We start from the raw sequence: 13469 nt of genomic DNA on the forward strand, positions 1-13469 counted from the left end.
CCCAGCCCTAACTATTTGGTTTTCGATCAAAAACTAAATGAAATGGAGGCTACTTTAAGATTTGAACTATGACTGGATACCGTAAACAAGAAGGGAGAGCATCCTCTTATATCTGTTTACTGAATGAACATTTTTTCAGACTTGGATTCACGGTAAATCTCGGGCGATTCCGATATTTGTTCCAGCGTCTTTCCGATACCGTCATAGATTTCCTTGGCTTTCTGCTGCCCCAAATCACGGATAACATATTCCAACAATCCCATTTCTTCATGCCTGGCACGGAGGGAATATCGGACCGTCAACGACAAGACTAAAAGCTGACGCGGTATTTTTGGTCAATTAAGTTTCCTCTTGTTTCATCTGTGTTTAATTATTTATTTGTATCTTTCCAATAAGCAGGTTTTGCGTTGAGTCAGTTATATCTTAGTTATCTTACTAAAATAAATTCTACGTATTTTTTCAATTTTCAAAATTATTTGCTGTGAAAAACATTGATGATACTTATATACTATCAGGTTTGCTGGAAGGTGGAATAAAAAGGCCATTGTTTGAAAGGAAACTTTATGAGCATTTCTTTTACCTAATAAAACAAGGGGCCTGGAAGTATGGCTTAGACGAAGATGTATGTGCAAGTGTCTATTCAGATACCGTCATTAATGTGATAGAAAATGTAGTTACAGGTCGGTATCATGCAAAATCATCTTTGAAAACCTACGCATATAGAATTTTCATGAACAAATGTGTTGATGAAATGAGGAAAAATTCGACTAATAAAGGTAAGGTGAACAACAAGACGAAGGAAATTGACTCACTCATTCTTAATTTACCAGACAAAGCAGCAGGTATTGTGCAGCAAATGATAGACAAAAGCGATAAGCTTTTACTTATGCAAAAGGTAGAAGAACTAGGTGAAAAATGCAGAAAGCTTCTTTTACTTTTTGAAGATGGGTACAACGACAAGGAAATTGCACAACAGATGGAGTATAATTCCGCGGAAGTGGTGAAAACCACAAGATTACGTTGCCTTGAGAAATTGAGAGAAAAGGTATTTTCCAAAAAACAAAATGATTGACACCATAGAATATATAGAGAAATATTTCAGGGGAAATTTATCGGATGAAGAAAAAGCCCAATTTGAAAGAAAATGCGAAGTTGACCCCGCATTTGCCGAAGAGGTAGGTTTATATATTTCTGTTAGGGATAATATTCGAAAAGGACTTCATGCCGAAAAGAAACGCCAGTTTGATGGTATGTATAAGGAACGATCATCTAAAAACAAAGGGGCAACTGATTTGGTTAAATCCCGGCCTTTTTTAAAAAATATACGCACCTACATTACACTTACAGCTGCCTGTTTGCTTCTATTACTTGGATGGATGGTCTTCTTTACCGAATCATCTCCAAAGCAGTTGGCCAGCACCTATATTGAAAATAACCTTCAAATGCTTTCTGTCCCAATGGATGCCAGTCAAGACAGTCTGCAATTGGGAATAGGTGCTTTTAACCAACAGGATTATGTCTCTGCGGAAAAAATATTCCGATCTCTAGCCAATCAGGATAAGCTGGCTCCGGAGGCGATAAAAAATCTTGGAATTCTATACCTTGTTACCGATGAATATGACAAAGCTATTCGGGAATTTGAAGTTCTATCCGAGTTCACAAATCTGCGTGCCAATCCCGGAGCATTTTATAAGGCGGTCACGCTAATGAAAAGGGACGAAAGTGGCGATGCCGAAAAAGCGAAGGAAATTCTTGAAGACGTCATCAACAAAAATCTTCCGGGAAGCAAAGAAGCTGCGAAATGGATCAATGAATTATAACTAAAAGTAAAATGTCATGAAAGGAAATCTAAGCAATTTGACTGTTTTATTAGTTTTTATCTTGACAATATTCTCATGTAAACCAGAGGGTAAACTAACAGGAATCCCAGATAAAGACAGGGGAAAGGATTCAATACAATACAAAGAAAATGAACTTATAGTCATTTATAGCAGGCCCCCTAGTCTCGAAAATCAAGAAAAAATAAAAATAATAATTAAGAACGAAATACCAGAGATAACCTTTGATTCAATAAGGGCATGTAGTAAATGTGATGGATATGTGGAACTATGGAAAGGGGAGAATATACATACTTTCATTCAAGAAAGAGTATTGTCTGGTACTAGAACGAGTAAACTTGAAGGAGACGATTTTGTTGCTTATTATGCGTTAAATATTAATAGCAAATTACCCGTTGAACCTTCCAAAGATATTCCACGTGACGTAAAGGCCTACGACATAGGAACTATTCCCGAAGGAGACAAAATCGTTATTGCTGTCTTAGATACGGGAATTGATCCTGAAAAAATAGACAGCTCTTTTTTATGGAATGAAGCAAAAGATTGTTTTTCAACAGGAATAGATGATCATGTTAACCTTCATGGAACCTACGTCAGTCAATATATTATTAATCAATTTTCAGCTACAGCTAAAAATGCTGTTCAAATTATAAATTTGAAAACTCATAATGAACTCGGGAGTGGAACATTATTTGATATTATATGCGCTATTCGATTTGCGAAAAGTAATGGAGCAAATATAATTAATGCCAGTTGGGGATTGCAATTTACATCTGGGAGTCACCCCTATCTAGACAGTTTAATAACACAAGACCTACCGGAATCAGGCATCCTTTTCTTTGCAGCTGCGGGTAACAATGATCCTAACGCTATTCGCAACTTAGATGACAACCGCTATTATCCAGCCTATTTAAGTAACCAAACTAATAATGTCATTACAGTAACTACGACTGACGGCATTTCCTTAATCAGTCCCAACCAGAACTATTCAAGAAGACATGTGGATTTTGGGGTTAAAGCCGACAAGGTAGAACCAGATCATATGCTCTTCCAAATACCATTTCTAAGCCCTGAGAAATTTATCACTGGATCATCATATGCAACGCCTATTGCTGCGGGAAAAATAGGCGCATCCTTACCCTTAGAAAGGTATAGTGAATTACATGATATGGATAAGGAGGAGCTAATTAACGCCATAATACAATCCAGTTCCTCTCCTATCGTCTTTGTCGATAAAAACTTAGCAGGACGAATAAGAAAGGGTAGATTTATTGTTAAATGAAAACACCTTGTTTTATAGGGTTCTGGTATGAAAGATATTCTAACATTAAAAGGAGTATTTATACTGATTATATATTTATGGAGTAATACGTCCTTTTCACAGGATTCGCAAGCCGCCCATGATTGGTTGGAAAAAATCATTGCAATTGAAGAAGACACAATTAATCAGTTAGACACCAAAATAAATAAGTTAGCGTATCTTCAATCTTCCTATAAAGAAAATTACGGGGAAAGGGATAGCATTTACGCTAGAATTGTTCATCGGTTAGGGGCATTTTTAAGTGAAAAAATGGATTATGATAAAGCAATCAGTTTCACCAAAACGGCCATAGAGATTAACGCTGCCAAACTTCCAACATCACAAAAATCTTTTCTCGCTCACTCTTATTATAATCTTGGGGTTTTCTATAACCACCTTAACATCTTCGAGGTATCCAACCAATATTTGGATAGTTGCATTTCCATAGGTCAGCAATACTCTGACAAAAACAGAATTAAAATAAAAGCCATTGAGATGAAGGCATTTTCTTACTTTACGACTGGAGACTACCAGCGAAGCATTGAAATTGCTGATTATGGCCTTTTGGGTTTAAATGATTTGATTGGTTCCGAATATGAAGCAATGCTTCACGTACAAAAGGCACAGGCACAATTAGCATTAATTCAATTTAACGAAGCAGAGGCAAGTATTCAAAAAGCCATTCGGATACTATCCCAGTTTGATGTGCCATCTCAATATCTCGCAAGCAGCTACTCTGTATTGGCGAATTTACTGAAGGTTCAAGGAGATTATGATGAGTCAATCTATTATTATACAAAGGCCTATAAAATAAATTTTCAGGAAAATAATATCTCGCAGTGTATCAGGGATTTATCTGATCTTGGATTTCTCTATGACGAAAATTTAACCAATCCCACTAAAGCTTTAGAATGCTATACAAAAAGCATTTCCTTAATGAAATATGCTAAAGATTTGTATCAGCTAGCTGTAGTATACAACAATATAGGTGAGTTATATCGGGGTCAGAAGGAATATTCTAAGGCATTACACTATTTCCAAAAAGGGTTGGTCGTTTTACCTATCGGATTTAATGACACCTCTCTGTATAATAACCCAACTATTTCTAATTTCAAATTGGTAACCAATGATCATATTGTTTCTGCCTTGCTTGCCAATAAAGGTGAGAGTATATTAGGGTTATATAGGAAAGAACTTAATAACGATCTACTTCCTGCTGCTTTAGATGCCTTTTCCGCCGCAGATAGAGCGGTGGACCAGATGAGGTGGAAACAAAACACACAACAATCTAAATTATTTTGGCGGGAAAAAACAAAAAGAATGTATGAACAGGCAATAGAAACCTGCTTTTTACTTGATAATTCTGAAAAAGCGTTCTTCTTTTTTGAAAAAAGCAGGGCCGCACTTTTAAATGACAAGTTAAGTGAATTAGGAGCCAAAAACTCCCTTTCCAAATCTGACATGGTTCAAGAGCGGGATTTTCGGATAAAAATTTTTTCACTTCAAGGGAAATTGAGCTCACTTCCTGAAAATGAGTCCAGGTATAATCAAACAAAAAATGACTTATTCCAAGCCCGAGAAAACCAGGAGATGTTTATAAAAGAGATGGAGCGGAAGTACCCGGCTTATTATCAATATAAATATGACACTGTAAATGCAACGATTAAGGAAGTCCGCGAAAAGATCCTCAAAGAGGACCAGTCTTTAATCGAATATTTCCACGGTGACAGCGCCATTTACATGCTGGCTATAATGCCGGATTCAACCATTTTTATTAAATCAAATTATAAGGACTACAACAACTCCGCTAATGAGTTACTTACACTTACCTCGGATAAAGTATTGCTTAACCATTCTTATAACCGCTACCGACAGTTAGCGTATGAAATCTATGAATATTTTTTCAAACCTCTTTCTGTTCACACAAAAAAGGTGATCATATCTCCTGACGATCATTTTGTTCCTTTTGAAATACTCCTTACTGATCCTGACAACCCAAGTAGTTTCCTTCTACGCGACCATGCCTTTAGCTACACCTACTCAGCAGATTATTTAATTAAGCACGAAGAGGAACAGCCAATGCCAGCCAATGCATTCTTAGGAGTCGCACCCGTCAACTATCACCCTTCTCTTCAACAGCAACCTTTAACCGGTGCCGATCTTTCACTGAAAAACATCCAATCTGATTTTCAATCCAAAAAACTTCTGATAAACGAATCTGCTTCCAAAAGGGAGTTTCTGGACAATTTGCCCTTTTATACCATCCTTCATTTATATTCCCATGCCCGTGCTGACAGCATAGGAACTGAGCCTATATTATATCTTCAGGACTCGCTTATCCATGTTTCCGAATTATCTACACTTGGAAGCTTATCTACCCGATTGATCATATTAGCTGCTTGCAATACGGGGATTGGCAAAAATATAAAAGGGGAAGGGGTTTTCAGTCTGGCCAGAGGATTTGCAGCGGCGGGTGTTCCCTCCAGCATTACTACTTTGTGGCCGATTGACACGCAGCCCACTTACCAATTATCGGAAATATTGTTAAAATACATCAGCCAGGGATTACCCATTGACGAGGCTTTACAAAAAGCAAAGCTGGATTTTCTTGACAATAATGATATTACCTATGAACTTCCATTTTTTTGGGCAGCAACTATTCTGATTGGTAAAACGGACCAAATTAGTCAACCTAACAATCGAAGTTCTTTTCTCTATTTGATGGCCGGATACATCCTTTTTATCTTAATTATTTCGGCTCTTTTGTATTATTATAGGGGAAATTACTGGAAAGGCCTTCGTGAAATTTATTTCACCTAAATTAAAGAGTAGAAATTTTTATAATGCTTCTGATTTCCCTGTTGAAAGACAGAAGTCAGTAAGGGCATGAAACAAATCCAAGTCAACCAAGTTGGGCAAATAGCCTCCCCAGCTGGGTGTAGTTTGCAACTACACCCTTCTATTAGTTCCAATTTGCAATTGGAAATGGACGGAATTACCAATAATCCACCTCTATTAAACCCTTTAATCCAGCATAATTTCATCTGTTTATAATTTGATTTTTAACGGTCAGATGGAATCTCGCTTTTACAACCATTCCTTTATTCGACGATCTCGTCATGCTCGATTTCTTGCGCTTGAACACATATTGTCTTCAGGTTTTTCCACAATTCCTGCCCCTACCGGACTATCATGAATATAATTCATTCTACTTTCAATCATTTCAGTTCGATAAAGTTCAATGGCATGGTTTTCATGAGTCCATTGTTGGTTTGGGGCCGTCTATAAACCTCAGCCAGAAAGTGGTCAAAATTGCGGCCATTTGTTTACTAAGAAGCTCTTTAGTAAGCCATTGAAAATGGCATGATACGGATTACCTCATCAAAGGAGGTTAGTAATAAAAGGGGGTAGTGGATACTACACCAAGTCGGGGCTCACCGTCGAGGTAGCTGACTCTCCAAAGTGACTGATTTTCTTGCATTTTAAACCCTTCCCGACTTGGCCGGGACAGGCTGCAACAAACACTAATACATTATCCGGGTTAAAAATTTTTTAAAAAAATGTTTTCGATTTTATAAAATCTACGACTACAATATTGAAGAGAATTTAGCGGAACTATTTCACAAAAATAATGAGTGTCTGCATTCTCCTTACCAAAATTATTTCAAACCCCTATCTCAGTAAACCCTGTGATGAGGTAGGCAAGACTTACACATAGGGTAAAACTCTACTAAATTTTATCATTATGAAAACCAAAGTTTTAATTTATCCATTGCTGCTGTTGGTCGGTCTGCTTTTTGCCGCCTGCCATAATGAGAATGATCTAAATCCTACTCCTAATTTGGAATCTCCCTCGGAGCTTTTGGCACTTTCGGACTCAACCGATACAGACCCAAACGCCAGGATTGGGTGTAGGCTGATCCTAATTCCGACTGTTTATTGGTTCAACTACATTCGGAATGCATCTGGAGGATGTACTTATCGCTATTTGAATGTTTGCCGTAGACCGGGAAGATGGGTTAGCATTCCGTGTTTTCCTAAATTCCCTAAGCTGCCCCCCGATTTCTGTCTAAGTTGCCCTCCGGACATCTTTAAGTATTTTCCAGCAGAAATATTTGAGGATTTCCGAAGAATCAATCCGGAGATCATCAATCTAAAAGCCAACGGCGTGACTTTCCCTCTTTCAGGAAACGTAGTGGGTATCCAGTTTTATGCTGAGAACGAGATCATCAACCGTAAGGGCTTCACATTAAAAAATAGCCTGCTACTGTCCGCCGAAGAGCAAAAAGTACTGGGGGTAAGCGGGAAAACAATTCCCGCAGGCCAATATCCTGTGGTTTACAACCCCAAGAATAAAACCTTAAATGCCATTGTTGCTGTTAAATAAACCAGGTTTTACACAGCAGTTATTTGAAATTATCAACCATCTATTGTATAAAAAACAATAGATGGTTTTTTTTTCCAAAGCGATTTTCCTTTATTCTGAATTAAAGTCGCTTGAATTGAATCTAGATTTGACTATGATGGGGTAACATACAGTGCTACCATGGTGGTTGAGGCATTGCAAAAAACCAAAACTTCTAAAGTAAAAAAGGAGGATGGCGCAAATCTATTTACGACCTAATTGACAATAAATACATCAAAGAGCTTTGTATCCAATACCCAATAATTTATCATATCCTGAATTTAAGGTATCTACGGCCAATTCCTTTACCGCACTTCTAAAGCTTTAAATATCCTCATCAGACATTTCAATTCCGGATTTTAAATTTGAAAAGTAATTCTTTATAGCAACTTTTTGGGGAAACCTTCGAACGAACTCTTCATTTCTTAATAATAGTCTCCCGAATCACCGGAACCCAGTCCGGAGACGGTTAGGGTATGGCTTGCCGTGTCCCGGGAATTTAGCGGCACGCCGTTGTTAAACCACTGGTATTCGGATTTCGGAATGGTGCCCCGGTCTATGTCCGTGGTGAACACATGGGTCTGGCCTGACAGTTTGTTAATTGACTTGGTTACGTCTACGAGGTCCTGAATCCCGTAGGAGGAGGTATTGTCAATTAGATAATGAAATTGTTCTAGCGTCATATTTTATTTCGGTTTAGAACACTAATTACCAATTTCTTCACCGTGTCCATTTCTTCAGGTTTGCTTGATGCGATAAACAAAGTTAAGCTAGCCAATGCATCATTGCTGATGATTGAAATCCCTTCAGTGTTATGCAATAGGTTATTAGACTGTAAAAAGAGAAGAAAACAAGCTGCGGCAATCCTTTTATTGCCATCAACGAAACCATGGTTTTTCACAATTAGGCAGCTTTTTCTTCCAACGTAGGGTAGAAGTCCTCTTCGCCAAAGCCTTTGCCGATTTGTGAAATGGCACTCTCAAAGCTTCCGTCCTTTTCTTTTCCAAAAACGCCCGACTCAAACTCGGACTTCATAGATGAGATTACATTTTGGTAATCAGAAAGTTCGGGATAATTAGTATTTCTCTTACTTAAGCCTTTTGTATCTAGATTTTCATGATCGTAATCGTCCAGCAATTCCAGTCCTTTCGCAAAATGGTTCAGCCAATCCAAGTTTTGATCATTAGCTTTATGTTCTATTGCCCGGCTTAAGATCCTAATTCCGTCCTTAAGCGTTTGGACTTCCTGTTGCTTTTGTGCCAATCTTTTTTCATTGATGACGTAGCCCTGCACGAGGTAGTCTTTGAGTCGCTGGGTGGCCCATTGGCGAAATTGCGTGCCTTGTGCAGATTTGACCCGGTAGCCAACTGATATAATTACATCAAGATTATAGTGGTCTACTTGGTAGGATTTTCCGTCTAATGCAGTTGTCGCAAAATTTGCGACAACTGCATCCTTTTCTAACTCACCATCATTAAAAACGTTATTGATATGTTTTCCTATAGTTTTTACATCTCTCCCGAAAAGGACAGCCATCTGATTTCTGTTTAGCCAAACAGATTCTTTCTCAACCAAAACTTCAATTTGAGTCTGGCCATCACTTCCTTGGTAGATTTCGATTTTACTTTCCATGATTTTTGAGTATTCCCTAAATTCTGCAATCTCCATGTTTTTCATCAATTTTGGGAGCTATTTCCAAATTTAACTAATTTGGCGCTGACTTGGAGGCTGTAAAACTAACACCTTAAACCTACTGGCTTCTATAAACTGTGGGTTAAAAGAATCCGAGTTGCGAGGATTTTTCTTTCCCAATCTCCCTTACAAAGCCGTAGTTTAGGCGATGGGCGAGTCCGTGTTTGGTTGAAAAAAACCATTAGGCTTTTATCGGACAAACACACAACTTGCAAGGACTACGCACAACGGATTTGTGTTGTCCAAAACGGAATTTCCGGTTTGTAGATTGAATTTAATGAACGGCTTTCGAATTGTAATTTAGTAGAATAATTATATTTTTATCTACATAAAAATAAATATAGGTATGAAAATATCTACCTATTGGGATAGAAAACTTCCTGTGTAGTTCCAATCGTATATTCTTATATGCACATAATGGTATAAATAAGTAAAGATTTATCCGCATTGGTCTTGATGACGGTAATTCCAGTATCCTCAGATTCTTTATGAAAACATATTGAGACGTAATGTATCTGATATTAGGGTCTTTATGAAAAAGTATAGACTGGAATTATGAATGTAACCCGGAAGTTGATTGGTTTGTCTAAACTGTAAATTAAACTCGTCCGACTTGAAGGAATTTGTAAACTGGGGAATTCGGGAAACTAAAAAGTAAAATCAAGCCCCATAATTAGCTCCACAGTCAAAAAAAAGAACCCTAACTATCTAAAATATAGACAATTAGGGTTTCAATCTGTGGGAGTTGAGGGATTCGAACCCCCGACCCTCTGCTTGTAAGGCAGATGCTCTGAACCAACTGAGCTAAACTCCCAATTTTTCAAAACCTCATTTGGTTTTGTTTCCCTGAATAGGTTTGCAAATGTAGCAGTATTTCAATTGATGTCAAATAATACCGCTTAATTTTTTTAACTCTCCCATCCAAGTAACTGAATATCATTTGAAAAAATCTGATCTGTCAAGTATCAAATCTTATTCCTTGTGCCAAGGGCAGCTGGTTTCCGTAGTTGATCGTATTGGTTTGCCTACGCATATAGGCTTTCCAAGCATCGGAACCGGACTCCCGGCCACCGCCAGTTTCCTTTTCCCCGCCAAATGCACCTCCAATTTCCGCGCCGGACGTGCCAATATTAACATTGGCTATCCCACAGTCGGACCCAGCCGCGGATAGAAAGCGGTATGACTCCCGAACATCGGTACTCATAATGGCCGAGGACAGGCCTTGCGGAACGTCGTTATGGATGTGAATGGCCTCCTCCAAAGATCTATATTTCATCAGATATAAAATTGGAGCAAAGGTCTCCTCCTTCACCATCCGGTAATGAGGCTCCACCTCAAAAATACAGGGCAGTACGTAACAGCCGGACTCAAATCCCGAACCGTCCAGTACGCCAGGAGCAACTACTACCTGAGCACCTTCCTTTTCAACTTCCTCCACAGCAGCTAGGTATTGGCCTACAGCTTCCTGGTCGATCAATGGACCCATATGGTTGGACTCTTCCAGCGGATTCCCAATTTTCAACTGAGCGTAGGCACTAACAAGACGTTTCTTGACAGCTTCGTAGACGTCCTCATGGACAATAAGCCGACGGGTGCTCGTGCATCGCTGTCCGGCAGTACCCACGGCTCCAAAGACTGCTCCGCGTGTTGCAATATCCAGATCGGCATTGGGTGTGATGATAATGGCATTGTTGCCGCCTAGTTCCAAAATTGTCTTCCCCAACCGACTGGCCACGGCGACCGCTACGGATTTTCCCATTCTTGTAGAACCTGTTGCCGACACTAGTTGAATCCGAGTATCCTCCGCCAACCAAGCTCCAACATCGGCCCCTCCACAGATCAATCCTGAGATTCCCTCTGGAAATCCGTTTTGGGCAAATACTTCGCCAGCTATTTTTTGACAGGAAATGGCTGTCAATGGTGTTTTTTCGGAGGGCTTCCAAACACATACATTGCCACAGACCCAAGAAATCATGGCATTCCAGGACCAAACTGCCACAGGGAAGTTGAACGCTGAGATAATACCAACAATCCCCAGCGGGTGCCATTGCTCCATCATGGTATGATTAACCCGCTCCGAAGGCATGGTCAGTCCATAGAGTTGCCGGGACAAGCCAACAGCAAAGTCGCAGATATCAATCATTTCCTGAACCTCTCCCAGTCCCTCCTGATAGGATTTGCCCATCTCATAGGAAACCAATCTCCCCAAATCTTCCTTTTTTTCTCTTAAGGCCATGCCTATCTGGCGGACAATCTCACCACGTCTAGGTGCCGGAACATCTCTCCAGGTTGTAAATGCCATTTGTAGGTCAGAGAGCAATCGATCATAGGACTTCCAGTCTGTTTGGATGACTTTCGCAATCAACTTACCGTCTACCGGAGAATAGGATTCAAGATAATCACCAGTAGTCGGATACCATGATTTCCCTGAACTTGTCCCCATATTTTCAGAGGAAAGCCCTAAATTTGACAATAACGCCTGTAGTAAATTCATAGGACTTAATCAAAATGTAGATACCGTAAAAATAGTCAAAACTAATAGGAATGAAAAAGGCCATTCCCTAAAGAACGGCCTTTTGTCAGAGAGTAATAAATGCGTGTTTAATTAAGGTTTGATATCGTAATACGATCGCTGCCCGTTGGGATAAACTCCTAAAATACTCACTTCCTCACCTTTGTAGTTTTTAAGTGCTTCGCTCACTTCTTCCGCGGAGTTGATCCTAATTCTACCAATCTTCGTGATGATGAATCCAGGCTTCAGCCCTGCTTCCGTCCATTGTTCATTTTCTATACTAGTAATGGAAGCTCCTCCCTCAATATCCAGTCTTTCCTTCACATTGTTTTTGATGTCTTCAAAAACCACTCCTTCAAATTCCTCGCGTTTTGGCACTTCTTTGACAACTACTTTAGTTGTTCCGGAAAAATTTTTCAGCGTTGCTGTGGCATTCATTTCCTTTCCATCTCTCAGAAATTTGATGTCTACCGTATCACCCGGACGCTTACGGGCAACTCTTTCCTGCAGCGCGGAAGTGGTATATGTATTATAGCCATCAATTCCGATAATCACGTCGCCTTTCTGAAGACCCGCTTCTTCTCCACCACTTCCTTCATTAACTCCAGCCACATATACTCCACGGCTGGCTTTTATTTTAATTCCTTCGCTAGCTTCCAATTGAGGACTAATATCCTGAATACTTACTCCAATAAGTCCCCTTTGTACTGTTCCATATTCTAATAAGTCTTCAGTGACCTTTTTCACGATGGCACTCGGTACAGCAAATGAATACCCGCTAAACCCTCCTGTTCTGGAAGCAATCGCAGTGTTTATTCCGATTATTTCACCTGATAGGTTGACTAAAGGTCCTCCGGAATTTCCCGGATTTACAGCGGCATCTGTTTGAATAAATGATTCAACCTGCAAATTATTCTCATCCCTTAAAATCCGGATATTCCTTGCCTTGGCACTGATAATACCCGCTGTTACGGTAGAGTTAAGCTCGTAGGGATTTCCCACGGCCAATACCCATTCACCTACCTTAGCTATATCTGAATCACCAAATGGAATAAAAGGAAGTCCTGATTCTTCGATTTTCAGCAGGGCCAAATCGGTAGTTGGATCTGTTCCAACAACTTTCGCCACATACCTTCTATTATCCTCTAACGTGATGTCAACTTTTGTTGCATTTTCGATCACGTGATTATTAGTCACAATGTACCCGTCTTGAGAAATTAACACTCCTGAACCGGAGCTTCTGCCTTCTCTCGGAGGTGCCTCACCTCTCGGTGAAGGAGATCTAAAGCCGAAGAACTCTTCTAGTGGATCTACCCCCCCTTGCCTGCTAGTAACTGAAACAGAGCTGCTGACGTGCACTACCGCAGGGGTTACCACCTCAGCCGCCGCCACAAAGTTTATTCCCTCAGGAACAATAAACTTGTCGTCATTTAACCAATTGACAAAACTCGCACTTTGCCGCTCAGCAAATTCAGTTGTTGAGGTTTGGTTTGTCTGGAGTAAGCTCACTCCCAATAAAGCGACGACCCCTCCTATTAAGGAAGCGAGAACGATTCCTAAGAAAAACTGTTTTTTGCTCATTTTTTTACCTTTCTTTTAAATTCACTATTACCACGAAATATTTTGAAAATGGTTCTTCCAAAACGATGCCACCTCCCGTTTAACTAAAGTTTTTAACACCTTTTAACCATAACATGGGGAATACTTTGGCCAAATCACAAC

The 13469-nt window shown here is 39.6% G+C and carries 11 protein-coding genes and 1 tRNA gene; 5 read left to right on the forward strand and 7 right to left on the reverse strand.

The annotated features are described in order from the left end of the window. Window positions 1-116: 116 nt before the first annotated feature. Window positions 117-308 (reverse strand): hypothetical protein, encoded by a 192-nt coding sequence (locus tag FQ608_RS10920; RefSeq protein WP_158858276.1) that lies wholly within the window; start codon window positions 306-308, stop codon window positions 117-119. Window positions 309-481: 173 nt separating this feature from the next. On the opposite strand from FQ608_RS10920, the gene FQ608_RS10925 reads away from it, so the two are divergent. The 5 genes from FQ608_RS10925 to FQ608_RS10945 all read left to right on the forward strand — a co-directional run bounded on the left by FQ608_RS10925 (window position 482) and on the right by FQ608_RS10945 (window position 7525). Continuing rightward, on the forward strand, window positions 482-1072 hold the full coding sequence (locus tag FQ608_RS10925; protein ID WP_158858277.1) for an RNA polymerase sigma factor: 591 nt from the start codon (window positions 482-484) through the stop codon (window positions 1070-1072). Beyond that, complete coding sequence (locus tag FQ608_RS10930) at window positions 1065-1820, forward strand: tetratricopeptide repeat protein (RefSeq protein ID WP_158858278.1); 756 nt, start codon at window positions 1065-1067, stop codon at window positions 1818-1820. Before FQ608_RS10925 ends, FQ608_RS10930 begins: the two co-directional genes overlap by 8 nt. A 16-nt stretch (window positions 1821-1836) precedes the next feature. Next, complete coding sequence (locus FQ608_RS10935) at window positions 1837-3120, forward strand: S8 family serine peptidase (protein WP_158858279.1); 1284 nt, start codon at window positions 1837-1839, stop codon at window positions 3118-3120. Between the two features lie 27 nt (window positions 3121-3147). Beyond that, window positions 3148-5958 carry a CHAT domain-containing protein gene (locus tag FQ608_RS10940; RefSeq protein ID WP_158858280.1) on the forward strand — a complete coding sequence of 937 codons (2811 nt, stop codon included), beginning with the start codon at window positions 3148-3150 and terminating at the stop codon, window positions 5956-5958. 925 nt (window positions 5959-6883) lie between these two features. Continuing rightward, window positions 6884-7525, forward strand: coding sequence for a hypothetical protein (locus tag FQ608_RS10945; RefSeq protein ID WP_158858281.1), 642 nt, complete (start codon window positions 6884-6886; stop codon window positions 7523-7525). A gap of 443 nt (window positions 7526-7968) precedes the next feature. Here the strand turns inward: FQ608_RS10945 and FQ608_RS10950 are convergent, their stop codons facing one another. The 6 genes from FQ608_RS10950 to FQ608_RS10970 form a co-directional block, all read right to left on the reverse strand. Beyond that, window positions 7969-8226, reverse strand: coding sequence for an immunoglobulin domain-containing family protein (locus FQ608_RS10950; RefSeq protein ID WP_158858282.1), 258 nt, complete (start codon window positions 8224-8226; stop codon window positions 7969-7971). After that, a complete protein-coding gene (locus FQ608_RS28035; RefSeq protein ID WP_234364169.1) occupies window positions 8223-8444 on the reverse strand; it encodes a Fic family protein in 222 nt (73 codons plus the stop codon). The genes FQ608_RS10950 and FQ608_RS28035 overlap by 4 nt, the downstream gene beginning before the upstream one ends. Before the next feature lie 2 nt (window positions 8445-8446). Then, window positions 8447-9175 carry a RhuM family protein gene (rhuM, locus tag FQ608_RS10955; protein ID WP_234364170.1) on the reverse strand — a complete coding sequence of 243 codons (729 nt, stop codon included), beginning with the start codon at window positions 9173-9175 and terminating at the stop codon, window positions 8447-8449. A 799-nt stretch (window positions 9176-9974) separates the two neighbouring features. Beyond that, window positions 9975-10049, reverse strand: a tRNA-Val gene (locus FQ608_RS10960). A gap of 144 nt (window positions 10050-10193) precedes the next feature. Further along, window positions 10194-11729: an L-piperidine-6-carboxylate dehydrogenase gene (gene amaB / locus FQ608_RS10965; RefSeq protein WP_158858283.1), complete on the reverse strand. Its 1536-nt coding sequence runs from the start codon at window positions 11727-11729 to the stop codon at window positions 10194-10196. A gap of 111 nt (window positions 11730-11840) precedes the next feature. Then, the gene (locus FQ608_RS10970; RefSeq protein WP_158858284.1) at window positions 11841-13328 is read right to left on the reverse strand and encodes a Do family serine endopeptidase; all 1488 of its coding nucleotides are present in this window, start codon (window positions 13326-13328) and stop codon (window positions 11841-11843) included. Between the last annotated feature and the right edge of the window lie 141 nt (window positions 13329-13469).

The organism is Lunatibacter salilacus, assembly GCF_009797935.1.
Lineage (GTDB): Bacteria > Bacteroidota > Bacteroidia > Cytophagales > Cyclobacteriaceae > Lunatibacter > Lunatibacter salilacus.

Excerpts from the sequence above, each read along its gene's own strand:
- FQ608_RS10970 (WP_158858284.1), bottom strand. The coding sequence starts at position 13,328 with ATGAGCAAAAAACAGTTTTTCTTAGGAATCGTTCTCGCTTCCTTAATA.
- rhuM (WP_234364170.1), bottom strand. The coding sequence starts at position 9,175 with ATGGAAAGTAAAATCGAAATCTACCAAGGAAGTGATGGCCAGACTCAA.
- FQ608_RS10935 (WP_158858279.1), top strand. The coding sequence starts at position 1,837 with ATGAAAGGAAATCTAAGCAATTTGACTGTTTTATTAGTTTTTATCTTG.
- FQ608_RS10945 (WP_158858281.1), top strand. The coding sequence starts at position 6,884 with ATGAAAACCAAAGTTTTAATTTATCCATTGCTGCTGTTGGTCGGTCTG.
- amaB (WP_158858283.1), bottom strand. The coding sequence starts at position 11,729 with ATGAATTTACTACAGGCGTTATTGTCAAATTTAGGGCTTTCCTCTGAA.
- FQ608_RS10930 (WP_158858278.1), top strand. The coding sequence starts at position 1,065 with ATGATTGACACCATAGAATATATAGAGAAATATTTCAGGGGAAATTTA.
- FQ608_RS10950 (WP_158858282.1), bottom strand. The coding sequence starts at position 8,226 with ATGACGCTAGAACAATTTCATTATCTAATTGACAATACCTCCTCCTAC.
- FQ608_RS10940 (WP_158858280.1), top strand. The coding sequence starts at position 3,148 with ATGAAAGATATTCTAACATTAAAAGGAGTATTTATACTGATTATATAT.